Consider the following 26,579-nt stretch of genomic DNA (forward strand, 5'->3'; position numbering starts at 1 on the left):
AATCCGGCTTCTGTCAGAAAAGAATTCTGATTTGAAAGGGGAGCGAATCATGCCAGGGAGAAAAAAAGGCAGTTTGAAGTCGACGATCACGGTTGCCATGTCCAACTATTTGGAGGCGGGATCAATCGTCGCAGGGGCCGGCGGGCTTTCGTTATGGGTTGAATATTTAGGGTTGGACGACGCCCGGGTCGGGCTTCTCGGCGCCTTAAGCGCAAATGGTTTCGGCGCGGCGATCGGCGCTTTTCTCGGCGGTTTTTTAGTCGACCGTTACGGGAGAAAATTCATATACAAGTACGATTTATTAGTCTATATGCTTGGCGTTTTGCTGATTGCCGTGTCGTTTAATTTTCCGATGCTTTTAACCGGTTACATCGTGACGGGAATTGCGGTGGGCGCAGCGATTCCGGCTGCTTGGACTTATATTGCCGAGGAGGCGCCTGATCACGAACGCGCCGGACGCGTCGGCTGGGGGCAGCTGGCATGGTCGGTCGGACCGGCGCTTACGCTGCTGCTATCGGTTGCCTTGGCACCGCTCGGTTTGCTGGGAAGCCGGTTGATTTTTGCCCAATTATTCGTTGTCGCGGTCATCACGTGGATTTTGCAGCAGCAGATTCACGAATCGTCCATCTGGGAGGAGCAAAAGCGAAAAGAAGCTGAAGACAAAGCAAAAGGAGTTGCAGAAAAGGCATCGATCAAAGAGCTGTTGACCAACAAAGCGAACCTCCACGCCATGATTCTCCTTATCGGAATTTACGCGTTTTGGAACCTTGTTGCCGGAACAATGGGATATTTCATGCCGTATATTTATGAGACGGTCGGCGGTTTAACAGCGGCGCAAGCCAACCTGCTGCAGGCATTTTTATGGATTTTGACAGTGGCGTCCACATACTTCGTCTTTATCCGTCTCGGCGATAAAGTCAATCGGAAAACGCTTTTTGGCATAGGAGCAGCCATGGCAACCGCCGCATGGGTCATCCTCACCTTCGGTACGATGAACATCACGGAGCTTTTATTATTCGTATGCCTGTGGGGCATTTCTGCGGGATTTGGAGCGCAGGCGTTTTACGGGCTGTGGGCGGCAGAACTTTTTCATACGAAATACAGGGCGCTCGCCCAAGGCTTTATGTTCTTCATCGTCCGCATCGGCGTCGGGCTCATCTCATTGATCGTTCCTGCGATGATTACGGGATTGGGCTTTAAAACAGCCGGCGCCGTCATGATTGCATTTCTCGTCATTCATATGATCATCGGGCTCCGTATGGCGCCGGAAACGCGCGGCAAATCGCTTGAAGCCATTCAAAGCGAACGCTACCACCAAAGCGGCTGACCTGTGGTCAGCCGCTTGTTCTAAACCTGCAGGTTTGAGGCTGTCAACAGCTTCCTCTTCTCTGAATACGTGTCGTTTTCAATCGCGATCTCTTGATCAAAAATCAGCGTTTTCCGTGAGTCTTCATCATAATCAGGCCAGCTGACATCATCGGTGCTCGGATTTCCGGAGCGGGCAAAAGACACCCAGGCAGCCTGGATCTGTTTAGCAAGCAGCTGTGCTTCCTCCCCAGCCTTCGTACCTGTCAGTTGTTCCAAACTGTCCATATTGCCAAATACAAACGGAATCTCTAAGCCGTGCACCGCTTTGTTGAACGGCGGATGCTCCGAATCGGCATGCCAGTCAAACCGGTACATAAAGACAGATGCATGTCGTGATTGAGCCGAAGCGAACACAACGGACGGATGCCAAAAGACTAGATCTGTCATCATATCAACATGGCCTTTCAATGATCTCGGATACAGAGGCGCGGCGGCTTCAGCGGCCTCTTTTCCCATGTATTCTTCTAAAATCTCATTGATCTTCCTCTCAGGCAAAAGTTCCGAATCAGAGGCAAAAAACAAGGCGCCTTCATCGCGGTTTGTTCCGATTAATAGACCGATTCCTTTTGCCGCGCCCTTCGCGACGGCGGCCTCCGGCTTCAGCGGGAGGGTTTTTTCGTCAAGTGCAGGCTGAAAGATCAGTTCAAAAATATTTTCTCCCATTAAAGTACGCAGCTGATCGGCGGCTTGAAGAAGTTCTTGATCAGATACATCGCAAAGGCGCTCCAGATGATGATCAATATCGAGAATCGTTAAGAATCTTTCTGCTGCGGCTTTCGCAAGCTTTTCAGATATTGTTGCGGCGGCCCCGCTTTCCATAATGGCCTGTTGAAAAAGCCCCTTTGCTTTCGGCATCGCCAAGAGCGAAGCGATGCTCATCGATCCCGCCGATTCTCCAAATACCGTAATATGATGACGGTCTCCGCCAAAGAAAGCGATATTTTCTTTCACCCACTCAAGGGCCGCGATTTGATCCAAGAGGCCAAGGTTGCTTGTGTAGGAATCATCAATTGCAGAAAGATGCAAAAAACCGAACGGACCGAGGCGATAATTGATGGTGACCACGATCACCTTTCCCTGCTTTGCGAGCTGAGTCCCGTCATAGAACGGTTCACTGCCGGCTCCGAGATAAAAAGCGCCCCCATGAATCCACACCATAACAGGCAGATCCCCATCCGCCTCTTCAGGTGCGTACACATTTAAATAAAGGCAATCCTCAGACTTTTCAACCCCCGTTGACTCACCAGGCAACCCCCTGTCAGGCTGCGGACAAACCGGACCAAATTGAAAGGCCTCCCGCTCACCTTCCTAGGCTTCCATTCGCTGCGGTTCCCGAAACCTTAACTTGCCGACGGGAGGTTTTGCGAAAGGTACGCCTTTAAAGATACGGACACCGTTTTCCGTTCTGCCTTTCAGCTTTCCAAAGCACGTTTCGACAGTCGTTTCATACATTTTATTCCACCCCTTTCACTTTTCAATGATAATGGAATCGGACGATACCGTCTAATCGGAATACTTGCATTTTGGAAAATGAAGGGTCTAGTATAGGATCAGAAGAGATGTTCAACCTATTGTTTAAAAATTTGACGGAAAAGAGGGGTTTCAATGAAACTGTCGGGACACACAATACTGATCACAGGCGGCGCATCAGGAATCGGCTTTGCTTTTGCCGAACGATTTATGAAATCGGGAAATACGGTCATCGTCTGCGGGAGAAGGGAAAGCAAGTTGAAAGAAGCAAAGGAAAAATATCCGGAGCTGATCACGCGTGTATGCGATGTAACCGATGAAACGGAACGACTGGCATTATTTGAATGGGTCAAAGAACGTCACCCTGGCGTAAACGTACTTGTGAATAATGCGGGTATACAGCAGCGCTACCACATTTTAAAAGCAGATGTCATAGACAATTGGGCTGACTACAAAAAAGAAATCACCGTCAACATGGAGGCGCCGATCCACCTGGCCATGCTCTTTAGCCAATACTTTGCCAAAAAACCGGGGAAAACAGCGATCATCAATGTGACATCAGGCCTGGCGTTTACACCGATGGCGATCGCACCGATCTACTCATCGACAAAAGCCGCTCTCCATTCTTTTACGATGAGTTTAAGACATCAGCTTTCCGAGGCCGGCGTTGAGGTCAAAGAGGTCGCTCCTCCCGCGGTCAATACAGATCTGGGCGGTGTCGGACTGCATGATTCCGGAGCTCCTTTGGATGAATTTGCCGATGCGATTTTTAAAGGGCTAGAAGAAGGCCGATTAGAAATCGGCTATGCCAGATCGGAAAAAGCCTTGCGGATGTCAAGAGATGAAATCGATGAAAGCGTCAGCCAAATGTACAGTTCTTTAAAACATTCCATCGAATAAAAGGAATGTTGGCATTGTCATTTCAATAGAGGTTGTTCCTTCCAGACGGCCGTTTTATCATAAAATGAGAAGGAGTGATCCAAATGCCGTTTATTCTCCAGCGCATTTATCAAGAAAACCAGCAAGCAGAAGGACGCCGCATTTTAATCGACCGTGTGTGGCCGCGCGGCATTTCAAAAGAAAAAGCGAACCTTGACTGCTGGATGAAAGAAATCGCTCCAAGTCCTGATTTAAGAAAATGGTTCGGTCATGACCCGAAAAAATTCGAATCGTTTAAAGAAGCCTATCAAAATGAAATCAAACAACAGCCTGAAAAACAGAGAAGCTTCAAGGAATTAAAAGAAATGGCTGCGGACGAAACCGTTATTCTGCTTTACGGTGCAAAGGATGAGCGCCATAACCATGCCGTCGTTCTTTATGAGATGCTGAACCGGCAAAGCCTTTGACCTTGAAACTTTTTTCAACGCTTTTCGTATGACAGATAAAGCAATATGCGAAAAGGATGGTAAACATGGAAATGAACCTGTTTTGGATCGGGCTTGGTTTAGCGGCTTTAGGCTATTTTATCGGTGACGGCTTGAAAAACTTTAAAAACCCAAAAGGGAGTTATTCAGGCTATCCCTATTTAGTTAAAGAAGGCGATTTACATTATTATTTAGGTTTAAGTAAAGTAGAAACGAAAGAAATGCTGAGTAAATATCCTGACATACCTAAAATTGAATTAAATGGCACAACCTATTATCCGTATCAGCATTTGATGGATTGGATGTTGTCCGCCGACCTTTATAAACAGTAAAGCGCAGCTTGAAGCTGCGCTCACTTTTATGATTCGAGTATTTCAACATAGCCTTCCGATCCGTTAATCCTGATCTTCTGTCCGTCTTTAATTTCTTTCGTCGCATGCTCAACCCCCACCACCGCCGGAAGCCCGTATTCCCGCGCAATGACGGCGCCATGTGTCATGAGGCCGCCCACTTCCGTCACCAAACCTTTGATTGAGACAAACAGCGGTGTCCAGCTCGGATCTGTAAAAGGCGTGACAAGGATATCCCCCTCTTCGATATCGGCTTCTTCCAATTTCAGAATCACTCTTGCCCTACCTTCGATGACTCCCGATGAAACAGGAACGCCCGCCAATGCACCCGCCGGAATGTGGTCTCCCAAAACTTCTCCCGTGATGACCTCGCCTTCTGAAGTCATCATTCGCGGAGGCGTTAATTTTTCATAATGCTGATATTCTGCTTTTCTTTCCTCGATCTTCTTCACATCGAGACGATTAGCGCAAACGGCCTCTCTCAATTCATCAAAAGACAGATAATAAATATCCTCCTTCGCTTGAATCAGCTTCTTTCGCTGCAAAACGGCGGCTTCTTTCATCAACGCTTCCTTATATATAAAATAGCGTTTGATCAGAGCATATTTGGGATATTCCCGATAACCGATAAAATTCCGCAAAACGCTGATCATCTTCTTTGTCTTTTTTGCCTTTTGTCTGCCTCCCTTTAGTTGTTGCAGACGGCTTAACAGATCCCTCTCCTTTTGCTCCGCTTCCAATCGTCCCTGTTCAAACTTGACCGTTCGCGCACCAGGTTCAAAGTTTTTGATGTTGCTCAAAATCACTGGAGCAAGAATGGAAGGGCGTTCGCTCCAGCGCGTCTTGGTCATATCGATCTCACCGGTGCAGCGCATGCCGTATTTCTCAAGGAATGCCCGCAATGCGCTGATAAAAGCGGGACCGCCGTCAAGCTGTTTGAGATCTTCGAAAAAGGTTTCATCATTGGCATGCGCTAAATATTTCTGAACCTCGGGGTATCCTCTGGCAGCATCGGAAACATCCAAAAGCGCCAATCCCATTTCAGATGTGACATTGTGCAATACCGATTGAGAAAGGGTATCGGCGACATTTTTTTCGCCAAGCCATTTCTCCATTTTTCGATTGAGCCAGTATACCGCATATAAACCAACCATAATCACAGCCATGCTCTCTGAATCATAGAGAACTTTTTTCAAGTTTTTTTGATCCTCTTCTATCTGTGCAAATAACGTTTCACCCGATGCATTTTTCAATCGCTGTTCAGCCTCATGAATGGATGCTTCCGCTTTGGACATGAGCCGTTTGACTACACCGGTGTCGTTTTTCCGGTAAATCTTCAGCGCATGACCAGGCAGCGACCATGACAGCCCCTCAGCCCCTAATCTAAACATCCGCTTCCCTTTCGGTAGCGTTTTGACAAGCTCCTTTCTTTTCAAAAAATTCACAAGAGCGCTATGCATGAAGGGATCATTTTTCCCCGCCGTGCTGAGGACGACTTTCCGACCAGCAAAAGATGCCAAATCGTGTGATAAATCAATAAAAAGCCTTCCGCCGGCACAGGTCAGCTCATAATCCGAGATCAACCCGAAAAACGATATCCCAAGCGGATTGATCGGCTCTGTCATCATTTGCTGATGCCCGACAGACATATAGACGCGCAGCTTGTCATCGCTCTGTTTCGGAAGAGGAAACAATGTCGTTACAGGCCTGCTCTGGACAAAGAAAAATTCGCCATCAGCCAGACACCATTCAATATCCTGCGGAAAACCGAAATGAGCTTCGATTCTCCTTCCCAGTGCTTCAAGCTTTATGATCTGTTCATCTGTTAATGTTTGCTTTTTCCGGCGTCCCGCTTCGACTTCGCGCGCCTCAGTGCCGCCGCTTTCTAAAGAATAGACTGCCGTCTTTTTCTCGGAAATCGTTTTTTGAACGATCTCTCCTTCGCGAACCTTGTAGTTGTCTGCCGAAACCGTACCAGATACAAGCGCCTCCCCCAAAGCAAAGCTCGCATCAATCGATGTGACCTTCCGGTTGGATGTAACGGGATCTGCCGTAAACAAAATGCCGGACGCATTCGAAAACACCATCTGCTGGATGACGACCGATAATTGAACTTTACGGTGGTCAAAACCGTTTTGAATCCGGTAGATCACAGCCCGCTCTGTAAACAATGAAGCCCAGCATTTGCTGATATGCTTCAAGATCGCCTCTATTCCTTTTATATTTAAATACGTATCTTGCTGCCCGGCGAAAGAGGCATGAGGCAAATCTTCCGCTGTAGCGCTTGATCGGACGGCATATGCACCGCCGCCAGCATTTGAGTGAGCGCTTTTAACCGCTTCTTTGATCTCTTCGGCGATTTCGGCCCTTTCAATACCATTGCGGATCTGTAGGGCGAGTTCGTTAATCTGCTCTCGATCGATCACTTTCAAAAGTGACAGCTGATCAATCAGTTCACTGACTCTGCCGTTTTCGCCAATCATCCTTTCATATGCCTTTGTGGTTACACAAAAGCCGTGAGGCACTTGAATGCCGCCCATTTTCGACAACTCGCCCAAGTTCATCCCTTTCCCGCCGACAAGCGGCAAATCGGCTCGATCGACCTCATGAAAGCCCAATACATAGTGTTCCATCAGAAATCCCCCTTTTTATTCGCCTTCAATACCGAAACGAATCATATCCAAAAACCGTTTTCGTTCTTCAAGAAGACGTCTGCTCCAGGCTGGATCATAATCGTTCTCAGCCGTTACTTTCGCTAGAAACTTTTGTTCAAAATGCCCCATCATGACCATGATGAGTTCGAACGCCTCTTCACGATCGACTCCTTTCCTCAACGGAACTTTCGCAAAAAGCTGTTTTAGAATACGATTTCTAACGGCAAATTGCTCCCCATACTTTGCGGCGATTTCTTCTTTTAATTCGGAAGGCGGTGAAAAAAAGGCTTCTTTCGTGAGCTTATATACGTTTGGATAATCCGCGAAAAACTCAAGCTTAGCCAGACTTATTTTTTCTTTCGCTTCAAAAAAATCATGATAAGACGACAGGTCATCAAGGGAAAGGCGCGACTTTACCTTTTCAATACAATAATCGAGCACAGTTAAGTACAGAATTTTTTTGCTTTTAAAGTGATGAAAAATCAGCGCCTTTGAAATACCGGCCGCTTCCGCCAGCATTCCAGTCGAAGTCTTTGCATAGCCATGCCGGGCAAAAACCTCCAAACAGGCATCGAGTATTTGTTCTTTTTCATAAAGCTGTAAAGGCATTGATCATCATTCCTTTTCGTTATTGACCAATCGGTTAGTATAAATTGCAGCGCTTACTGACCAGTCGGTCAATAAAATAAAACAAGAATATGGTTTTAACATATGAATTTATTGGTAAAATGAAGGTGGAGCTTACAAAATATGCCGGGGTGAAAAGCCAATGCTGATGTTGGTGGTAAAGTTTATTTTGCTCTTTATTTTATGTTCCATTTCGTTTTCTTTATTTAAAGCATGTGTTTACACAGCGGGTAAAAAGCTGATTGACCGGACCGCAGAAGGATCGGCGCTCAACTGGACCTGCAGCGTATTCATCAAAAACGGCGTGGCCATGACGGGCGATGACTGCTTTGTCATGGCTGTTTCAGCGGCCTTGTTGGCCATTTATATATAAAAGCCTCAAACTTTCAATAAACAAACAAGGGTGACTAAGATGTGCGGCAGGTTTACGCTCTTTTCTGAATTTGATGAGATTATTGACCGTTTCGAGATTGATCAAATGACGGTTGAAGATTACAGCCCCAGTTATAACATCGCGCCTTCCCAGCGCATTCTCACCGTCATCAGCGACGGTTCCCATAACCGGTTAGGGCGGCTGCGGTGGGGATTGATTCCGCCGTGGTCAAAGGATGAGAAAATCGGTTATAAAATGATCAATGCGCGCGCTGAGACTTTGGCTGAGAAGCCGAGCTTTCGAAAGCCGCTGATCAGACAAAGGTGTCTCATTCCGGCAGACAGTTTTTATGAGTGGAAGCGGACCGATGCAAAGACAAAGCGGCCGATGAGGATCAAGCTCAAAACAAATGGACTGTTTTCGTTTGCGGGGCTTTGGGAGAAGTGGCAGCCTGCCGGCGGCAAGCCCGTCTATACATGCACAATCATTACGACAATGCCCAACGATTTAATGAAAGATATTCATGATCGCATGCCCGTCATTCTTGATCGTCAAGCTGAAAAAGAATGGCTGAATCCGAAAAATCAAGACCTTGCATACTTAGAAAGCCTTTTAAAACCATATGCGTCAAAAGAGATGGAAGCGTATGAAGTCGCGCCTCTCGTCAATTCACCGCATCATAATTCTCCTGAGCTCATCAAAAAAGCCCCTTAAAAGGGGCTTTTTAGCGAGGCGGCCGGGTCATAATGGTGAGGGCACCGCCTCCATGATTCTAAAAATATTTATTGTGTCAAAAGGTAAAATTCACTGCTGAAGCCGATGCCTTCCCAAAAACGCAGCGCCGATTGATTATCGATATCAACCGATACTTGAACGTGAGACACTTGATGCCTTTCAAACCAATCCATCATACGATCTACAACAAGCTTTCCCAGCTTGTTTCTTCGATAGACCGGGGCTATGTACACTTCATCGATTTGCCCGCTCAGACAATCGCTGACCAAATCTTTCTTAATAGAGGCCAGCCCGTATCCGACCGCTTCTTGCTTCTCATTCACGACGGCAAAAACCGCTCCGTATGCAGATTGAACATATTGTTTCAGCTGCTGCTGTATCATTTGTCTATCTTGATCATCCAATGTGCAATCAGCCGTTTCCAATGCATTATCATTCCACAAATTAATCAGTTCATCAACAAACTCAGGCTTCAGAGGGGCATCAAGCTGTTGAATATGTATAGTCATGGCGTTTCTCCCTTTGCAAGACTTTTCATCAACCACATTTTAAATTAGAATAATATGCAATACAAGGATTTTACTGCTAAAGAAAGGTGATGGTGAAATGGACAGCCGTACAGCGCGGGAAAAAGAACCGCCGCTTGTCAAAGCATTCCATTATATCACGCTTGCCGGGATATTTCTTCTCATCATTCCATCCGGGTTCAATCCCGTTTATTTGAATGTGGGATTCATCCTGTTTGGACTGAACCTCGGTGTGCGTTCATTCGTTCTTTTGAAAAAGAATAAAAAAGGAGAATTTATCTTTACGATCGCTACTTGTTTATTTTTGATCGGTTACAGCGCTGTTAGGCTTTATTTCATATCATAATAAAAAAGCAGGTTTTCCCTGCTTTTTAAACCAAATCCGCCGTTTTGAGCCCCCTGCATGTTTGCAGACCGTCAGAACGCAGACAATAAGCGGCCGTCTTTTTCTTATATTGTTTAACGACGTCTATATGATCATCGTATCTGTAAACCAACAGCTTCACAGCGTTTTTCCCTCTTTTTGTTTCGATAACAAACGGTGTCCCGGCGTTTTTCGGATTTACAAAAAGCGGCTCGTCTCCCGGGTAGATGTAATACCGCTCCATAAATACGGCCTCATTAAAGTTTTGAATAAATTGACTCTTGTCAGATCCCTCTAAACGCTCTCCTCCGAACGTCACTGTAACATTCGCTTCCTCAAGCTTAACATGAACTTGAAATTTGCCGGTCAGCCACTCTACGACACCGCTCGGAAGGCAAGTGACCAATATTTTAAAAAGACTGAAGATAACCAAAAAGGTTACAAAAAGCCATGTCACTCGATCATCTCCTCTTGTCTGAAATTTAAAGATGTCCTTGATTCATCCTATCATACAGACTAAAGGATTTTATTGTACATTGTGTGAACAAGTGCAGCCCAGATGAACATTCACCTTTAGTGATCCCCGCTCTGATGCTCTTCTTTTGGGATTTCAGAAGGAGCCTTCGGAACTTTCCGCAGCTGATGATTGACCACATCAGAGGAATAAAGTGTAACAACCATCGTTCCTCCATGCCGTTTCGCCCTGATCAAGACCGGCTGGTTATATTTATTTTGAAAGCGCAAATCAGGCCCGCCCCAGCTGACCGTCGCGTCGCGCCCCGGCGGAACATAAGGGACACGCCGGCTGTGGGAATAACGCTGGACGATTTCCAGTCCTGCCCGGTCAACCGCATTAAACAATGTTGACGAAACCTGGCAAATGCCTCCGCCAACCCCTTCAGACAATTCGCCTCTCACGATCACCGGAGCCTTCATATACCCCTTGTCCGGCGTCCTCATACCGACAACTTTGTTAAATGAAAACGTCTCATTAGGAAACACAACATGATTGTCGATCGCTTTTGCCGCGAGTGAAATGTTGTGCGTCCTGCTTTTATTCCCGGAATTAAAATACGTCACATACTGACCGATCCGCTGTGTCCGGATATGGGAAAGCAGTTCGCTGTCCACTTTCGGGTAAATGTTCAATTCAGGCACTTCTATCGTGGACGGACCATCCCCATAAAAATACGCATAAAACTGCTCTCTAACCCCCTTCCTGGAAAGGCTGTAGCCAACCTTGCCGGGAACGATCCTTCCCTGATCATTGATCACGGCGTTGACGGGATCCTTGTGTACTTTCCGCTCAAGCCTGTCAACGAACTCGGCGTATTTTTTATCATCAATCAACGGTGTCCCGGGAAGCGGCATTGTAAAATCTTCGCGGTTCACAACGGCCACTTTCTTCCCTTGCTGGGTGATCGTTAAGCTGTCAGAATGCCCCGCAGGCTGCGCTAATAATAAAAGTCCAGTCATCCAAATTTTCAGCATAAGTCGATGTACCTCCCGCTATTAGTATGAACAGGAGATGATATTTGATGTACTGGACGTATGATGCTTTCATGATGATCTATATTTTCGGATTGAAAAGGTACACTAATGGAGAGAAGCTAAAATAAGTAAAAGCATGCATTAAGCCTGTTTATTTTCATTGATTCCTTTTCTTTTTTGCCTGAATAACATTACGGTGGTTGCGATCAGAACTGTCAAAAAAATGATACCTGAGTACAGGAACCCAACTAGCTCTATGCCATTAAATTTGCACGTCAAATAACTGCCGATAAAAAAGATTGTCCCCAGCAGGGAAAATGAATTCAATCGATTCACAATTTTTTTGACCATTTTTAAAACCCCCATGGTCTTGCGATTTTAATGCCATTTGCACATTTGCCCCAATATCAGATGCAGAATTAGAGGGACATTTATTAAAGCTACTCTTACCAGAGTTCATTCTTCTAGTAATATAAAGTATATGCCCTTCTCTTTGAGAAGGGCATACAATTACTTGTTCTGTTGATTTTCTTTTAAAGTGAGATTTAAAAATAGAAGGGCCAATAAAATGAAAGCAATGTTCACCAACCAGGACTTCCAGCTGGACGCAGGGTCAAAAATTGTACCGAGCAGGTGAATAATAGATGAAAATGTTAAAAGCAAAAACATTAGTTTGTTGTGCGACATCAGTTGTTTAACCTTTCTGTTAAAAGTTCAGAACCCATTATACCTTAATTAACCAAAATTCAACAAATTATCTTTCGATCAATTTACAACATCGCTTTTAAAGAATGATGTTTGATGAACAACTTAATTTCTTATTTTTTGGGGTCACTTCAAATAATGGAAAGTGCATCTACCATTCTGAGCCAATAAAAAATCGGCCTCCAATCAACTGTACAACATCCGTGTGCAAAAGATCAATGTCCGCAAGCTCTCCTTCTTGGACTTGATATCACGTTCGTTTTTCTTATCTCTATCGTATGACAAAATGGAGTAGAGAAAGTCCCCCATTTTATCCCACTTTTTGTCGGATTTTTCTCGGATTGGAACATAAAAAAAGCACTCAATCAGAGATCGGTGCGTGATATATGCAATTATTCTTCATCGTCCCACTCTTCGTCTTCTTCCCAGTTTTCTTTAGACTCCTTCAGGTCTTCCATGAAAAACTCTAGAAAATTATTTGCAACAACATCTCCGTAACTTGCGTCATTAGCCCATACAATTACAGGACACTCTCCGTCTTCCATTTTATTTGTATCGAGACAATAGGAGAACTCGTCAACATACTCTATTACAACTATCCCATCGGGTAAATCATAATATTTCCTATAGTCCTCAGTTTGCTCTACAACATAGGCCCCCTCAAGGTCATATCCGATTATTTCCACACCGGAAATTCCACCTGAGCCATAGTTTTTTAAAAACCATTTATAACTTTCGGGAAGAACAACATTGAGGTGATGCTCGATATAAGCTATCTTATCTTCACTCACGTCACCTGTAAAATCATCCTCTTCTGCATATTTTTCAATGAAATTTTGAACTTTAGAGTAATCCATTTTATACACCTACCAAATTCAATTTTCAAACTGTTCTGCTCTCCATTTCCAATAACTTTTTCTAAAGTTGTTATATTGTAGCCGGAGTTCTTTATCGTTCCTAAAACTCTCGCCACCTTTTTTCAGACCGTGTAGAACTTTAAAATTATTCTGATGTACTGAGGAAGGGATTTCAACCATTGGACCTAGTTCTTCTTGAATTAAATGATGGAGGTTGATGAGGGCATAGGGTATGAGATAGCCCTTGACAAAATAGTGAATACATCTAGTGATAGTAACCTTTGTTTTCGACCACTAGAGCCTAGACTCGAATCTGGCCTAAATATTATTTGGAAAAAGCATCAAGTTTTTTCCGCAGCTGCTGATATGTTTTTAAAAGCAATTTAGGAGAGATTTTTAAATTTAATTAAATGGAAGCGAGATCGTTTTTATAACCAGAATAAATATAATTTCATAAACAATCGAAATAAAAACTTTCTTGTCATATGGTATTCAGTATTCTGGCAAATCGAATGTTTCGTAACACGAAGTTGAGATAACCAATTGAACAAATATTAACGACAAGATAGCAAAAGTCCTTTGAAGATTTCATTATCCTCCAATTTGTTGAATTATATAGGTTAATACCTATAGTTAACGCTATGTCAAGGCTATAGAGAAAACCTCTCCAAACTAAAGGGAGGTTTGTTAGATTAAGTAACGATTTTTAAAAATCCGGTCAAATTTTTCAAACCCTGTTATATCAAGGGTTAGGGCGCTATCACATCATGCCGCCCATAGAACAACCACTTTCACGAGTGTATATTCTGATAAGCAAACTAATTTTTCTTGGCATAGGTTGTCTCTTGCCGTAAATAAATCCCAGGTAAATACACCTTCAATTTCCAAAAAAGTGACCGATTTTGTGACCAAAATAGCTAAAACACTGTTTAGACAATTAAAAAATGCAAACTTAATAAGGGGTAGCGTAAGGTCAGGAAAATGCTAATATTTAAAAGCCCAATTTCTCAGTATTGAATTTGAAAAATTGGGCTTTTTTCGCTCCGCAATCGCGCCCTTTTGCTGAACAAAGTTGCGATCTTCATATAGTGCTTATAGACAAGGGGGTATTCCAACAGAGGTATCCAATGGAGTTATCAGTTGATTAGCTTGGTGAAGATGATGAAAGAACCAATGAAGGACATATTAGAAAACATCCTTCAAGTTGAAAGCACCTTAAAAAAACAGTGACTAAAACAGTTTTTCTTCCTATTACACCTGCCTAAAGATAACTGGCCAAGTTTAATCAGCGACTGACATTCGTTAAATTACTTCCCCATTCTCCTTTTGGGGTTAAATAACTTATTATTCTATCCTCAAGGAGATCATCAAGAACTTCTTCATATTTTTTTCGATAAGGCTTTGGCAATTCTTCCTGTAACCAACTGTCTTTTGTACCTTGCCAGATTTCATAAATTACAATATCATCTGGTTTTTCAATATCATCACTTATAATAGCATTTATAAAGGTAGGTTCGTTTGACATCACTTCAACAAGTGAATAAAGTGATTTTCGAAAAGCTTCTTTTTTGCCTGCTTTAACTTTGAAACGAATGTTTAAAACAACTTGATTGGCATTGCTAGTCATAGTAATATGCAACCCCTCAAAAAGTTTATTTAAGAAATATTCCCGTTAAACCTAGTGTAATAGAATGCGCTTCCTTATTCAACAAAAGTTCCTATTTGTTCCAGAAATATGCGCCCCATTTTAACGATTAGCCTTCTTCCATTCCCTCGCAATTATTCAGCCTTTATTCTCCTTCAGTGATCCTCCACAATATGGCCCTTTAATGGAATAAAGAAGAATCTTCACTGATAAAGCTAAAAAAATCTTAAATGATCCAAAAACCTTCATCGCTGCCCGTGAAGAAGAAATAACACAGGAGATTTTAGATGCTGCCCTCGAAATCATTTCGGAGCAACTAAAAGAAGGGCGCAAAAAAAGTCAGACTAAACAAAAGTATTGCAATGCGAGAAAGGGCAACGTCATACTTTATAAAACGGTGAAACTTTTTACAAAAATGGTAATGACATGTTGAATTTCCATGAATTTTGTCCTAAGATAAAAGATGCACATATAAATTAACTGGGGGGCTTTACTTGAAGAAATTTTTGATTTTATCCCTTGCGCTCTGTTTAGGGATTATTTTAGGGGCTTGTGGTGCTACAGACACCGCAAAAAAAGATGATAACAAAAAAGAAACAACAGCAAGCGAGAACAAAAAATCTGATAGCAAAAAAGAAAATAAAGATGTTCAGGATGACGGGGACATGAAAGCTACAACCGTCTTCACTAATAAAAATGTAAATATTAAAGGCTCAACCGGCCCTATGAAATATGAGATCAGTGCCATTCAATTAAAGGAATTGGAGCCAAAAAACGAAGAAACCGCCTCGCTTCTTGATGCGAAGGTCGGAGATAAAATCAACGCAATAACAATTGAAATGGAAGGCGAAAATACTTCTGATAAAGACGTAAGCTTTTTTTTAGGGCAAGCGAAAATCATAACTGATACTAAGGAACAGCTTGAACCCGAGGTATTACTTTCTGAACATATCGAAGGTGAGTATTTAGGTAAAGTTAAAAATAAAGGCCATAATGTTTACATCTTGAAAAATTCATCTGTTAAAGACTTGAAATCAATCGAAATTCGGGTCGATGCTCCAATAGATGATAAAGCTGATAGTCTCGGAAAAGATGTAAAACATACAATTGAAGTCAATAATTAAAAATTGCCCTTTTTAGGGCTTTTCTTTAACACTAAAAACAGAACTATATTCTTATCAAGGTGGACTACATGCCTTTTTAAGCAATGCTCGAATTTAAAAGTTACAAGACATTGTATTGCCCAACACCAAAGCATCTGATTAAAATTTATTGCATCCTAACGCCAGCAACTGTAAGAGAAGTACCCGCTTTCCGATTTTAGTGGCGCTCTTAAAAAGGCTTAAAATTAAACAGGCAAAAATAGCATATGCAAACGGGCGGAAATTTAGCGATGAGGATTTCATTTTTGCCCGTCCGGATGGCAACCCTGAAAATATAAAGAAAATGGACACAAGAATGAGACGGATTTTAAAGAGAATGAACCTGAACAAAAAAATCACCCAACACACTTTCCGTCATACCTTCACATCTCTTGCAGCTGAAGCGGGTGTACCTTTAGATGAAATCCAGAAAATTTTAGGCCACGAAAAAGACGAAGTAACAAGAAAAGTTTATCTGCATACCACCAGAAAAAGTAAGGAAAAAACTTCTCAACAATTCAATTCATTTGTAAATGATTTATCGATGAAAATCCAATCCTCATGATGGATGTGACCATTTCGTGACCAATTTAATGAACAAAACAAAAAACCCCTTGAAAATCAAGGGGTTTTAAGTGGGCTTTACATCATTCCACCCATGCCGCCCATGCCGCCCATGTCAGGCATTCCTGCGCCGCCTTTGTTTTCTTCAGGCTTGTCGGCAACAACTGCTTCAGTTGTCAGGAACATAGCCGCTACAGATGCTGCGTTTTGCAGAGCTGAGCGTGTTACTTTTGTAGGGTCAACGATACCTTTGTCGATCATGTTCACCCATTCGCCTGTTGCAGCGTTGTAGCCTACACCAATAGCTTCGCCTTTCAGGCGCTCAACGATGACAGATCCTTCAAGACCCGCATTGTGCGCGATTTGACGGATTGGTTCTTCAAGAGCGCGAAGAACGATGTTGATACCAGTCAGTTCGTCGCCTTCAGCTTCAAGGGCAGCTACTTTATTGTAAACATTGACAAGAGCTGTACCACCGCCGGATACGATTCCTTCTTCTACCGCAGCGCGAGTAGAGTTCAGGGCGTCTTCGATGCGAAGCTTGCGTTCTTTCAATTCTGTTTCAGTCGCAGCGCCGACTTTGATGACAGCTACGCCGCCTGCAAGCTTAGCTAGGCGCTCTTGTAATTTTTCTTTATCGAACTCAGAAGTTGTTTCTTCAACTTGAGCGCGGATTTGGTTGACGCGTGCCGCGATTTGCTCTGTATCTCCCGCACCTTCAACGATTGTTGTGTTTTCTTTTGTCACAACAACTTTAGAAGCGCGTCCCAATTGGTTGATTTGAGTTGATTTAAGGTCAAGACCTAAATCTTCTGTGATCACTTCGGCACCTGTCAGGATAGAGATGTCTTCGAGCATCGCTTTGCGGCGGTCTCCGAATCCAGGCGCTTTAACAGCCACTGCGTTGAATGTTCCGCGAAGCTTGTTGACAACCAATGTTGCAAGAGCTTCACCTTCAACGTCTTCAGCAATCAGAAGCAACGGTTTGCCTTGCTGAACAACTTGCTCAAGCACCGGCAGGATTTCTTGAATGTTTGTGATTTTTTTGTCTGTTACTAAGATGTACGGGTTCTCAAGAACCGCTTCCATCTTATCGGAATCTGTCACCATGTAAGGAGACGCATATCCGCGGTCGAACTGCATACCTTCAACCACTTCAAGCTCTGTTGTGAATCCTTTTGATTCTTCGATCGTGATGACACCGTCGTTGCCGACGCGCTCCATCGCTTCAGCGATCAGGCTTCCGACTTCTTCGTCAGCAGCGGAGATTGAAGCAACTTGTGCGATTGATTCTTTGCCTTCGATTGGTTTGGAGATTTCTTTCAGGCTTTCAACCGCTACAGCCACAGCCTGCTCGATACCTTTGCGCACGCCTACAGGGTTAGCGCCGGCAGTTACGTTTTTAAGACCTTCGCGAATCATCGCTTGAGCTAGAACTGTCGCTGTTGTTGTACCGTCACCGGCAACATCGTTTGTTTTGCTCGCAACTTCAGCAACAAGCTTTGCGCCCATGTTTTCGAACGCGTCTTCAAGCTCGATTTCTTTCGCTATGGTAACACCGTCGTTTGTGATTAATGGAGAACCGAATTTTTTCTCAAGAACGACGTTGCGTCCTTTAGGTCCCAAAGTTACCTTTACAGCATCAGCCAATGCATCTACACCGCGCAGCATTGAACGGCGGGCTTCTTCGCTAAACTTAATATCTTTTGCCATGTTATTCGAACCTCCTATATAATTGTCTCGTTTTTATTTATGACTTAGCCGATAACAGCTAAAATGTCGCTTTCACGCAAGATTAAGTAGTCAGTACCTTCATATTTCACTTCGGTACCTGCATATTTTGAGAAGATGATGCGGTCGCCTGTTTTAACTTCTAATGCAACGCGCTCTCCGCTCTCTAACACACGGCCTGAACCGGCTGCAACCACTTTACCCTCTTGTGGTTTTTCTTTTGCGGAGTCAGGAAGTACGATTCCGCTGGCAGTTTTTTCTTCAGACTCAACGAGCTCAATGACAACGCGATCACCTAATGGCTTTAACAATGAAACAACCTCCTCAATATTTTCATATGTAATTTTAGCACTCGCACTCGGTGAGTGCTAACACAATTCTTATAATAAAGAATCTCCCAGGCAATTTCAAGTGATAAGGTCAAATTTTTTTGCGCTTACATTTCTCCGCATGTCCTTATCATCCTATAATTTAAAAAGAGTGTGTTACAATAAACATAGTCTGAATTAGATTTTTAGAAAAGGAGTACATAAAGCTTGAGAAAACAATACTGGTTTATTATATTGGCATACGTTCTCATGCAATTGTCGGCCGCCGTCGGCTTGCCTCTTCTTTACTTTTTGGGAGTGGGCAAAGGACAGCCAAAGGCTGAAGCCCAGCTTACATTGACAGGCGTCTGGTCTGTCATCGCGTTTACCCTCTGTCTCGTTATCGTGCTGCTGATTTTGCGGACGGTGCCGAAGACGACGCTTCGCAACCGGCCGAAAGCATCGGTTGGAGCATCAATCGGATGGGCGGTAGCCGGTGTTTTTCTCGCTTTGTTTTCGCAGTCAATTGCCGCTTCGATCGAAATGTACTTGTTCGGGGTCACCCCGGAATCGGAAAATACGCAGCGGATCATGGAAATCATCACCGCATTGCCGCTGATGGTGTTTGTCTCTTCTGTATTTGGTCCGATTCTTGAAGAAATCATTTTCAGAAAGATCATTTTCGGTGCAATCTATGAGAAAACGAATTTTTTCATTGCCGCTTTGTTCAGTTCGGTGCTCTTCTCGGTCGTCCATTTGGATTTCAGCCATCTGCTCATTTATACAGCAATGGGATTCACATTCGCCTTTTTATATGTCAGAACCAACCGGATTATCGTGCCTATTTTCGCCCATGTCGCCATGAATACGCTCGTCGTCTTACTGCAGACGTTCCGGGAGCCTATTGAAGAATATTTGAAACACGCCGAGAAAATGCAAATGATTATTGGAGGATTTCTATGATGAGAAGCCCTAAATTCTGGGGAGCGATTTATTTATTAACGGGTGTGCTGTTTACATATCTGGCGGCAACCTCGCCCGGAAGCATGTGGTCTTTTTACACGATCCTGCTGATGCTTTTCGCAGCCTATAATATCAGCATTTCCTTTAAAATGTTCGCCCTGGCCGGCAAGATGAAGCGAAAAGATCAATAGCCTTTTTTGTGAAGGAAAAGAGCCATTCTGAAAAAGAATGGCTCTTATTTTGTATGGTCGTTCAAAAACGCTTGATTTTCCTCTTGAATCATTGTTTTTTGCGCCTGCCTGTAGGATATTCTTGAAATCACGATACTGATTTCATAAAGAATGAGCAATGGCACTGAGACCATTAAATGCGACAAAAGCTCAGGCGGTGTAATGAGGGCCGCGATGACGAACAACACAAAATATGCGTATTTTCTGATTTTCGCCAAAAACATCGGCGTCACGAGGCCGAGCCTTGTGATAAACATGATGACCACAGGCATCTGAAACAATAAGCCAAAAGGAAGCGTCAACTGAAGCAGAAACTGAAAATATTCGTGTATTCCGATGACCTGGTTGACATTCAGATCATCTGAGACTCTCGTCATAAAGTCCACGACAAACGGAAATAAAATAAAGTAAGAAAAGGCAATGCCGCCTAAAAAAAGAATAATCGATATCGGAATATAGCTGAGCGTCACTTTTCGTTCCTTTTCATACAGCCCCGGGCTGATGAAAGCCCACAGCTGGTATAAAACAAGCGGCGAAGTCAAGACGGCGCCGATGATGAAAGCGAACTGCACGTACACAAATAAAGGATCGGTCAGCTTGAACGCGTTGAGCGTCAGCAGCTTCGCTTCATCCGTCTGCTGCAGATAGATAATCAGCGGCTTTGCCAATAAAAAGCCTGCCACAACAAATAAAACAAAAAAGAAAAAAGTGATCACAAGCCGTCTGCGTAGTTCTGTGATATGTTCTATCAGCGACATTTCTCTTTCCTTCATAAATATGTCATCCTATCCTACTGATCTTCTTTCTTTTTATCGGAATCGTCGTCAGCCAAACCTTTTGTCGCATTCTTAAACTCCCTCAGCGTGTTTCCCGCTGCTCTTCCCAGCTCGGGAAGTTTTTTCGGGCCGAATATCAGAAGCGCCACCACGACAATTAAAATAAAGCTTCCAGGACCGATTGGCATAAAGCCTGCCCCCTTTCCTTTATTTTTCGTTTTCCGTTTTACTTTTCCTGCATTGAATAATGTTTCATGAAATACACCAGCGACTGAAGTTCAACCGCCAAATCTATATGATGAATGCGAATGTGTTCCGGCACATTCAAGCGGGCCGGCGTGAAATTAAGAATGCCTTTAATGCCAAGCTCCACCAGCCTGTCTGTAATCGACTGTGCGGCTTGAGCCGGTACCGTCAAAATGGCGACGGGGATATCATCCGTCATATGCTCTTCAAGTCTATTCAGATCATAGACGGGAACACCGCCGACCTCGGTTCCGATTTTTTCCTCATTGATGTCAAACGCCATGGCGATTTTTGTATTATTATTTTTGATAAAATTGTAATGGAGAAAGGCTGTCCCCAAATTCCCCACGCCAATGAGCGTTACGTTCGTCATTTCATCCTGATCAAGCGTCTTTCTGAAAAAGGACAGCAAATAATTGACATTGTAGCCGTATCCTTTTTTTCCGAGCGCGCCGAAGTACGAGAAGTCCCTGCGGATGGTCGCAGAATCGACTTTGACGGCATCGCTCAGCTCAGCGGAAGATACACGCTGTTTTCCGGATGCATGAAGGTTTTTTAAAAAACGATAATATAATGGCAACCGTTTCGCTGTCGCTTGCGGAATTTTTGAATGATCCATGTTCATAAACTAATCCTCCATGTCTACATCAGCTTTTTCCCTTTTATAGTCACCGTTTTTCCCGCCTGTCTTTTCGAGAAGAAAGGTCGGTCCTATCACCATTCCCTTATCCGCCGCTTTGCACATGTCATATACGGTCAGCGCACATACGGAGGCCGAAGTTAACGCTTCCATTTCCACACCTGTGCTCCCTTTGGTCTTCACTTTAGATTGAATATGCAGGATGCTCTTCTGTTCTTTCTCCTCCCAGCGAAAGGCGATGTCGACTCCTTTCAGAGCGATCGGATGGCACATCGGGATGATGGCGGATGTCTGTTTTGCGGCCATGATTCCGGCCACTTGCGCCACCGACAATACATCGCCTTTTCCGATTTCCCGGTTTTTGATTTTTTCATGTACTGTTCGATTCATAGACACGCTTGAAACAGCCGCAGCTGTGCGTACTGAAGCTTCCTTTTCGCTTATATCAACCATCTTGGCTCTGCCTTGTTCATTAAAATGTGTAAACTCATTCATGTTCTGAACTCTCCTTATAACGATCATACACTATTTTTTTCATTCTGTCTTTTTCTTTGGCTAAAATCTTCCAGACTTCACTTAATTGTTTGCTGACTGCGCAGTGATAGGCTACACTTAAAATAGCAGACAAGAGGTGAAAGATCATGATGATTTTACAAGTGAACCAACTTTCAAAATCGTTTGGAGCCGATACGATTTTAACGAATATAAAACTCGAAGTCAGATCTCGGGACCGGATTGCGATCGTCGGACGCAACGGCGCCGGAAAATCGACTCTTCTAAAGATTATCGCAGGAAAACTTTCATATGAAAAGGGGGACATCATCAAGCCGAAAGATTTGACGATGGGCTACCTTGACCAGCACTCCGGCCTCGATTCCAAGCTGACGCTCAAAGAGGAATTGCTGTCGGTATTTGATTTTCTGAAAAAAATGGAAAAAGAAATGCGCGCGATCGAGGAAAAGATGGCGCAGGCCGGACCGGACATGCTTGAATCATTGATGAAGACGTATGACAGGCTTCAGCAGGAGTTCAAGGACAAAGGCGGCTACCAATATGAGGCAGAGGTCAGATCCGTCATGCACGGGCTCGGCTTTGCGGGATTTGACGACTCCGTCCGCGTCCAGGACTTAAGCGGAGGTCAAAAAACAAGGCTTGCCCTCGGAAAAATGCTTTTGACAAAACCCGACCTCCTCATTTTGGACGAACCGACAAACCACTTGGATATCGATACCCTGACATGGCTTGAACAATATTTGCAAAATTACAGCGGAGCGATTTTAATCGTTTCCCATGACAGGTACTTTCTTGACAAAGTGGTTACCCAAGTTTACGAGATCAGCCGGTCCCAAAGCAAAAAATATACCGGGAACTACAGCTCTTATCTCCAATTAAAAGCCGAACAGCTGGAAAAGGAAACAAAGCTTTATGAAAAGCAGCAGGACGAAATCGCCAAGCTGCAGGAGTTCGTCGACCGGAATCTGGCTAGAGCTTCGACGACGAAACGGGCGCAGAGCAGACGAAAGCAGCTTGAACGGATGGAGATCATGGACAAACCGCTCGGAGATGAAAAGTCGGCGTCTTTCCGCTTTGAAATTACAAGGCAAAGCGGAAACGATGTACTGCGGGTGGAAGACTTGACAGTAAGCTATCAGGAGCAGCCCCCGCTTCTCCGTTCATTGAACTTTCACATCACCCGCGGGGAAAGCGTTGCACTGGTCGGACCGAACGGAATCGGCAAGTCAACCCTTTTAAAAGCATTGATTCAAAAGCTGCAGCCGGTATCGGGAACAATCGCGACAGGCTCCCATGTCTCAATCGGCTACTATGACCAGGAACAGGCTGAATTGACGTCGTCAAAACGCGTGCTTGACGAGCTTTGGGACGATTATCCGGAAATGAATGAAAAGGATATCCGGACCTGCCTCGGCAACTTCCTGTTTTCGGGAGAAGACGTATTAAAACCTGTACACGCGTTAAGCGGCGGCGAAAAAGCAAGGCTTGCCCTCGCCAAGCTGATGCTCCAAAAAGCGAACTTCCTTATTCTTGATGAGCCGACAAACCATCTCGACCTGGACAGCAAGGAAGTCTTGGAGAACGCTTTGATCGATTACCCGGGAACGATATTATTTGTGTCCCATGACCGCTATTTTATCAACCGGATCGCGACAAAAGTACTGGAGCTTTCCCGCGACAAAGCAGAAGAATATTTAGGCGACTACGATTATTACACAGAAAAAAAAGCGCAGCAGCTTGAACTGAAAGAACTAGAAAAACAGACGGAAGAGCATCAGAAAAACGCTTCCGAAAAACCTGGCGCAAAAAAGAGCTATGAGGAAGAAAAAGAGCTGAAAAGAAAAGAACGCCAGCGGCAGCGAAGGATTGAAGAAATCGAAACAAGAATTACGGACATTGAAGAACAGATCGAAAAAAATGAGGAGCTCCTGTGTGACCCCGTCGTCTTCCAAGACCATGAGAAGGTCCAGGAAATCCACTCTGAAAATGAACGGCTGAATGAGGAGCTTGAACAACTGTTAACAGAATGGGAAACACTCTCTACAAATGAATAAAGGATGAACCGCTCCAAGCCGGAGCGGTTTTTTTGTCCACAATTAAAATCCTTTATTTAAAAGAAAGAAAGCGATTTACCCACAATATCCACAAAAAACATAATATTTATACACATTATTAACAGGTAAAAAAGGTCTGTAAATTAAGGTTTTTAACATTATACACAAGACTGTGGATATATGTTAATAACCTGTTAATAACTATTCCCGGGCAAAAAAACCTCACAGAGCGTGAGGTTTTAATAAGACGTCAGATCTAAGCCAGGCTGACCGTTCATATCATATTTTCCTCTGATTCCTTTTTCAAAAGCAACCGTACCTGCGGCGGCAATCATCGCGGCATTGTCCGTACACAGCGAAAGCGGCGGGATCAAAAGCTCAATCTCCGGATGGCTGCTGAACGTTTTTTCGAGCGCCGCTCTCAGCCCTTTGTTTGCAGCAACTCCTCCGGCAAGCAGCACCTGTTTGACGCCATAAACTTTCGCAGCGCGTTCCGTTTTTGTGACGAGGACATCAATGACGCTTTCCTGAAAGCTGGCTGACAAATCTTCCGGAGCTATCGTTTCACCTTTTTGTGAAGCGTTGTGAAGCGTGTTGATGACTGCAGATTTCAATCCGCTGAAGCTGAAATGATAAGAGCCTTCTTCAAGCCATGCGCGCGGTAGCGGCACATTTGCCTCGCCTTTTTGCGCAAGTTTGTCAATGTGAGGTCCTCCCGGATAAGGAAGCCCCATCGTTCTCGCCACTTTGTCATAGGCTTCGCCTGCCGCATCGTCGAGCGTCTCTCCGATGACTTCAAATGAGCCGTGCTCTTTCATATACACGAGTTCGGTGTGGCCGCCTGAGACGACAAGGGCAATCGCCGGAAATTGAATGTCCTGAACAAGTCTGTTGGCATAGATGTGACCGGCAATGTGATGGACGCCTACGAGCGGTATGCCCCGGGCAAAACTGAGCGCTTTCGCGGCATTCACGCCGATCAATAAAGCGCCGACAAGCCCCGGTCCTTCCGTTACTGCGATGGCATCAATGTCATCAAATGTCATGTCCGCTTGTGCAAAGGCTTCCTCAAGCACGATCGTCATCTGTTCCACGTGATGCCTTGATGCGATCTCGGGAACAACGCCGCCAAACCGTTTATGACTCTCGATTTGCGACGCTACGACATTTGAAATGATATCCGTTCCGTTTTTGACAATCGCGGCGGCCGTCTCATCACAGCTTGTTTCGATTCCTAATACATACAGATCTTTTTTATGATTCATTTAGTCTCACCCACATTAATAATGCATCTTCCCCATTATCGGTATAATAATTTTTACGAATTCCTCCCGGCTCAAAGCCGAGCTTTTTGTATAAGCTTTGTGCAATATGATTCGATACCCTTACCTCTAAAGAAAGCTGAGCCGCCTTTTTCATCCGGCAAAGCTTCATCGCGGCTTTCAAAAGAGCTTCTCCTAAACGGCGGCCCCGATATGCAGGTGAAACGGCAATGTTGGTGATCTGGGCATCATCCATGACGATCCAAATCCCGCAGTAGCCGACAACTTGCTCCTCAACTTCGAGAACGAGGTAATGAGCATACATATTGTGAAAAAGCTCATGATGAAAAGATTCTTTTTTCCACGGAGAAGAAAAAGAGCTTTTTTCAATTTCAAAAACCTGGTCCAAATCTTTTGGATTCATATCGCGTATGACCATTTGCGTGTTCATGGCTTCACCCGTTTACTTTTGTTTTTCAAGCCAGACGGCCTCGGCTTCGGCCAGACGAATATAGTTTGGAACAACGCTGTGCACAGGCTCGGCCTCTTTAAGTTCTCCGATTAAAGCCAATTCTGAAGGTCGTGGAAGCTGCAGGGCAGGGCCAGAAATGACCGCTTGTTCACCGAGAATCTGTTCGATCATCTCCTGATGAATCTCTGTGTCACTTCCTATGAAAAGGACTTGCTGATCCATGGCTTTCAGCTTTTTAAGCCAATCCTCAAGCATAATGTTTTGGTCCTCTTCCAAGCCATGCAGTTTGCCGTCCCTATACTGGTATAGTCCCGTATAAACCTGACCGCGTCTGGCATCAAACAACGGACAAATCAAGCCTTGGAAAAAACGGCCGTTTGCCGCCAGCACTTCAAGGCTTGAAACGGTTTTAATCGGAATATTTAATGACCATGCAAGCGTTTTGGCAATCGTAACACCGATCCGCACGCCTGTATATGAACCCGGACCTTTGGCAACTGCAATTTGGGTCAGGTCATTCGGCTCTAAACCGCACTCTTTAAGGAGTTCGTCGATCGCCGGCATAGCTCTGACTGAATGGTTTTTCTTTAAGTGGGATATATGCTCGGCTATCACTTTTCCGTCTTTAACTAATGCCACGCCGAGCGTTAAATTGGATGTATCAATCGCAAGTATCGTCATGTTTGCTGATCTCCTCGCAAAGATTTTCGTAGCGGCTGCCTTTAGGGGTAAAGGTCAGCTTTCGTTCATCATCGCCAAGCCGCTTAATGACCACCTCTAGGCGCTCTTTCGGAAGCTGCTCCTCAATCAAATGCGCCCATTCCACAAGGCAGACGCCGTCTCCCTCAAAATATTCATCTAATCCGAGATCTTCCGTTTCATCTTCCATTCTGTAAACATCCATATGAAACAGCGGAAGAGAGCCGTCCCGGTATTCTTTGATAATGGTAAAAGTCGGGCTGCTGACAACCCGCTTGATTCCGAGCCCTTCGGCAAATCCTTTTGTAAAAGTCGTTTTGCCTGCTCCAAGGTCGCCCTCCAATGTGATGACATCACCGGGCAGAACATACTTTGCTGCCAGTCTGGCAATGTTTTTTGTCTCTTCAGGCTCTGTCGTTTTCCACTCTAACGTTTTCACTTTACTTGTC

At 44.3% G+C, this 26,579-nt stretch carries 29 protein-coding genes and 3 pseudogenes; 13 read left to right on the plus strand and 19 right to left on the minus strand.

Going from position 1 to position 26,579, the window contains the following annotated elements:
- The first annotated feature begins 49 nt into the window (after positions 1-49).
- Positions 50-1,327, plus strand: a complete 1,278-nt coding sequence (locus ACVC9U_RS16210) for an MFS transporter (RefSeq protein ID WP_020450380.1) — start codon at positions 50-52, stop codon at positions 1,325-1,327.
- Between the two features lie 20 nt (positions 1,328-1,347).
- Here the strand turns inward: ACVC9U_RS16210 and ACVC9U_RS16215 are convergent.
- Positions 1,348-2,820, minus strand: a pseudogene (locus ACVC9U_RS16215) (carboxylesterase/lipase family protein).
- 153 nt (positions 2,821-2,973) lie between these two features.
- On the opposite strand from ACVC9U_RS16215, the gene ACVC9U_RS16220 reads away from it, so the two are divergent.
- From ACVC9U_RS16220 to ACVC9U_RS16230, 3 genes are all read left to right on the plus strand, one after another.
- Complete coding sequence (locus ACVC9U_RS16220; protein WP_326250460.1) at positions 2,974-3,738, plus strand: SDR family oxidoreductase; 765 nt, start codon at positions 2,974-2,976, stop codon at positions 3,736-3,738.
- Positions 3,739-3,821: 83 nt separating this feature from the next.
- Positions 3,822-4,184 carry a DUF488 domain-containing protein gene (locus ACVC9U_RS16225; protein ID WP_035337100.1) on the plus strand — a complete coding sequence of 121 codons (363 nt, stop codon included), beginning with the start codon at positions 3,822-3,824 and terminating at the stop codon, positions 4,182-4,184.
- A gap of 65 nt (positions 4,185-4,249) precedes the next feature.
- A complete protein-coding gene (locus ACVC9U_RS16230) occupies positions 4,250-4,534 on the plus strand; it encodes a hypothetical protein (RefSeq protein WP_020450376.1) in 285 nt (94 codons plus the stop codon).
- A gap of 26 nt (positions 4,535-4,560) precedes the next feature.
- On the opposite strand, the gene ppsA is transcribed toward ACVC9U_RS16230, so the two are convergent.
- Positions 4,561-7,185 (minus strand): phosphoenolpyruvate synthase, encoded by a 2,625-nt coding sequence (gene ppsA, locus ACVC9U_RS16235; protein WP_146874363.1) that lies wholly within the window; start codon positions 7,183-7,185, stop codon positions 4,561-4,563.
- A 15-nt stretch (positions 7,186-7,200) separates the two neighbouring features.
- Positions 7,201-7,815: a TetR/AcrR family transcriptional regulator gene (locus ACVC9U_RS16240; RefSeq protein ID WP_026578969.1), complete on the minus strand. Its 615-nt coding sequence runs from the start codon at positions 7,813-7,815 to the stop codon at positions 7,201-7,203.
- 160 nt (positions 7,816-7,975) lie between these two features.
- Between ACVC9U_RS16240 and ACVC9U_RS16245 the strand changes: the two genes are divergently transcribed.
- A complete protein-coding gene (locus ACVC9U_RS16245) occupies positions 7,976-8,206 on the plus strand; it encodes a hypothetical protein (RefSeq protein WP_020450373.1) in 231 nt (76 codons plus the stop codon).
- 39 nt (positions 8,207-8,245) lie between these two features.
- Positions 8,246-8,920 (plus strand): SOS response-associated peptidase, encoded by a 675-nt coding sequence (locus ACVC9U_RS16250; RefSeq protein ID WP_106071195.1) that lies wholly within the window; start codon positions 8,246-8,248, stop codon positions 8,918-8,920.
- A gap of 68 nt (positions 8,921-8,988) precedes the next feature.
- On the opposite strand, the gene ACVC9U_RS16255 is transcribed toward ACVC9U_RS16250, so the two are convergent.
- Entirely contained in the window at positions 8,989-9,450 is a 462-nt protein-coding gene (locus ACVC9U_RS16255) for a GNAT family N-acetyltransferase (protein WP_106071196.1), read from the minus strand.
- Positions 9,451-9,547: 97 nt separating this feature from the next.
- Here ACVC9U_RS16255 and ACVC9U_RS16260 point away from each other — a divergent pair, with 97 nt between their 5' ends.
- Positions 9,548-9,814: a hypothetical protein gene (locus ACVC9U_RS16260; protein WP_142396735.1), complete on the plus strand. Its 267-nt coding sequence runs from the start codon at positions 9,548-9,550 to the stop codon at positions 9,812-9,814.
- Positions 9,815-9,839: 25 nt separating this feature from the next.
- Here the strand turns inward: ACVC9U_RS16260 and ACVC9U_RS16265 are convergent, their stop codons facing one another.
- The 4 genes and pseudogenes from ACVC9U_RS16265 to ACVC9U_RS16280 form a co-directional block, all read right to left on the minus strand.
- Positions 9,840-10,289, minus strand: coding sequence for a YfmQ family protein (locus ACVC9U_RS16265; RefSeq protein WP_105979243.1), 450 nt, complete (start codon positions 10,287-10,289; stop codon positions 9,840-9,842).
- Positions 10,290-10,405: 116 nt separating this feature from the next.
- Positions 10,406-11,323, minus strand: a complete 918-nt coding sequence (locus tag ACVC9U_RS16270; protein ID WP_023855539.1) for a VanW family protein — start codon at positions 11,321-11,323, stop codon at positions 10,406-10,408.
- Between the two features lie 1,097 nt (positions 11,324-12,420).
- Complete coding sequence (locus ACVC9U_RS16275) at positions 12,421-12,885, minus strand: SMI1/KNR4 family protein (RefSeq protein ID WP_145654482.1); 465 nt, start codon at positions 12,883-12,885, stop codon at positions 12,421-12,423.
- Positions 12,886-12,903: 18 nt separating this feature from the next.
- Positions 12,904-13,116 (minus strand): annotated as a pseudogene (locus tag ACVC9U_RS16280) (HNH/ENDO VII family nuclease); the annotation flags it as partial.
- Between ACVC9U_RS16280 and ACVC9U_RS16285 the strand changes: the two are divergent.
- Positions 13,099-13,272: pseudogene (locus ACVC9U_RS16285) on the plus strand (LysR family transcriptional regulator); the annotation flags it as partial. The pseudogenes ACVC9U_RS16280 and ACVC9U_RS16285 sit on opposite strands and share 18 nt — an antisense overlap.
- Positions 13,273-14,170: 898 nt before the next feature.
- Here ACVC9U_RS16285 and ACVC9U_RS16290 read toward each other — a convergent pair.
- Entirely contained in the window at positions 14,171-14,512 is a 342-nt protein-coding gene (locus tag ACVC9U_RS16290) for an antibiotic biosynthesis monooxygenase family protein (protein WP_145654483.1), read from the minus strand.
- A gap of 512 nt (positions 14,513-15,024) precedes the next feature.
- Here ACVC9U_RS16290 and ACVC9U_RS16295 point away from each other — a divergent pair.
- Together ACVC9U_RS16295 and ACVC9U_RS16300 are read left to right on the plus strand one after the other, a co-directional pair.
- A complete protein-coding gene (locus ACVC9U_RS16295; protein ID WP_441391296.1) occupies positions 15,025-15,654 on the plus strand; it encodes a hypothetical protein in 630 nt (209 codons plus the stop codon).
- A gap of 148 nt (positions 15,655-15,802) precedes the next feature.
- Entirely contained in the window at positions 15,803-16,237 is a 435-nt protein-coding gene (locus tag ACVC9U_RS16300; protein ID WP_249727128.1) for a tyrosine-type recombinase/integrase, read from the plus strand.
- A 77-nt stretch (positions 16,238-16,314) separates the two neighbouring features.
- On the opposite strand, the gene groL is transcribed toward ACVC9U_RS16300, so the two are convergent.
- A complete protein-coding gene (groL, locus tag ACVC9U_RS16305) occupies positions 16,315-17,949 on the minus strand; it encodes a chaperonin GroEL (RefSeq protein ID WP_020450334.1) in 1,635 nt (544 codons plus the stop codon).
- 44 nt (positions 17,950-17,993) lie between these two features.
- Positions 17,994-18,278 carry a co-chaperone GroES gene (gene groES / locus ACVC9U_RS16310; RefSeq protein ID WP_003179248.1) on the minus strand — a complete coding sequence of 95 codons (285 nt, stop codon included), beginning with the start codon at positions 18,276-18,278 and terminating at the stop codon, positions 17,994-17,996.
- A 225-nt stretch (positions 18,279-18,503) separates the two neighbouring features.
- Between groES and ACVC9U_RS16315 the strand changes: the two genes are divergently transcribed.
- Positions 18,504-19,238: a CPBP family intramembrane glutamic endopeptidase gene (locus ACVC9U_RS16315; protein ID WP_026578972.1), complete on the plus strand. Its 735-nt coding sequence runs from the start codon at positions 18,504-18,506 to the stop codon at positions 19,236-19,238.
- Positions 19,238-19,429 carry a YdiK family protein gene (locus ACVC9U_RS16320; RefSeq protein ID WP_023855536.1) on the plus strand — a complete coding sequence of 64 codons (192 nt, stop codon included), beginning with the start codon at positions 19,238-19,240 and terminating at the stop codon, positions 19,427-19,429. The genes ACVC9U_RS16315 and ACVC9U_RS16320 overlap by 1 nt, the downstream gene beginning before the upstream one ends.
- A gap of 44 nt (positions 19,430-19,473) precedes the next feature.
- Here the strand turns inward: ACVC9U_RS16320 and tatC are convergent, their stop codons facing one another.
- The 4 genes from tatC to moaC are packed head-to-tail and all read right to left on the minus strand — an operon-like array spanning position 19,474 to position 21,625.
- Positions 19,474-20,241, minus strand: coding sequence for a twin-arginine translocase subunit TatC (gene tatC / locus ACVC9U_RS16325; protein ID WP_023855535.1), 768 nt, complete (start codon positions 20,239-20,241; stop codon positions 19,474-19,476).
- 17 nt (positions 20,242-20,258) lie between these two features.
- Complete coding sequence (locus tag ACVC9U_RS16330) at positions 20,259-20,432, minus strand: twin-arginine translocase TatA/TatE family subunit (protein ID WP_020450330.1); 174 nt, start codon at positions 20,430-20,432, stop codon at positions 20,259-20,261.
- Positions 20,433-20,470: 38 nt separating this feature from the next.
- A complete protein-coding gene (locus ACVC9U_RS16335) occupies positions 20,471-21,115 on the minus strand; it encodes a redox-sensing transcriptional repressor Rex (RefSeq protein ID WP_020450329.1) in 645 nt (214 codons plus the stop codon).
- A 3-nt stretch (positions 21,116-21,118) separates the two neighbouring features.
- Complete coding sequence (moaC, locus tag ACVC9U_RS16340; RefSeq protein WP_048350303.1) at positions 21,119-21,625, minus strand: cyclic pyranopterin monophosphate synthase MoaC; 507 nt, start codon at positions 21,623-21,625, stop codon at positions 21,119-21,121.
- Positions 21,626-21,771: 146 nt separating this feature from the next.
- Between moaC and ACVC9U_RS16345 the strand changes: the two genes are divergently transcribed.
- Complete coding sequence (locus ACVC9U_RS16345) at positions 21,772-23,697, plus strand: ABC-F family ATP-binding cassette domain-containing protein (RefSeq protein ID WP_441391297.1); 1,926 nt, start codon at positions 21,772-21,774, stop codon at positions 23,695-23,697.
- A 239-nt stretch (positions 23,698-23,936) separates the two neighbouring features.
- Here the strand turns inward: ACVC9U_RS16345 and tsaD are convergent, their stop codons facing one another.
- The 4 genes from tsaD to tsaE are packed head-to-tail and all read right to left on the minus strand — an operon-like array spanning position 23,937 to position 26,569.
- Complete coding sequence (gene tsaD, locus ACVC9U_RS16350; protein WP_145929757.1) at positions 23,937-24,962, minus strand: tRNA (adenosine(37)-N6)-threonylcarbamoyltransferase complex transferase subunit TsaD; 1,026 nt, start codon at positions 24,960-24,962, stop codon at positions 23,937-23,939.
- The gene (gene rimI, locus ACVC9U_RS16355; RefSeq protein ID WP_095293008.1) at positions 24,952-25,410 is read right to left on the minus strand and encodes a ribosomal protein S18-alanine N-acetyltransferase; all 459 of its coding nucleotides are present in this window, start codon (positions 25,408-25,410) and stop codon (positions 24,952-24,954) included. Before rimI ends, tsaD begins: the two co-directional genes overlap by 11 nt.
- 12 nt (positions 25,411-25,422) lie before the next feature.
- On the minus strand, positions 25,423-26,112 hold the full coding sequence (gene tsaB / locus ACVC9U_RS16360) for a tRNA (adenosine(37)-N6)-threonylcarbamoyltransferase complex dimerization subunit type 1 TsaB (protein WP_095293010.1): 690 nt from the start codon (positions 26,110-26,112) through the stop codon (positions 25,423-25,425).
- Entirely contained in the window at positions 26,093-26,569 is a 477-nt protein-coding gene (gene tsaE / locus ACVC9U_RS16365) for a tRNA (adenosine(37)-N6)-threonylcarbamoyltransferase complex ATPase subunit type 1 TsaE (RefSeq protein WP_020450323.1), read from the minus strand. The genes tsaB and tsaE overlap by 20 nt, the downstream gene beginning before the upstream one ends.
- Positions 26,570-26,579: the final 10 nt, after the last annotated feature.

This window comes from Bacillus sp. GM2, assembly GCF_056155945.1.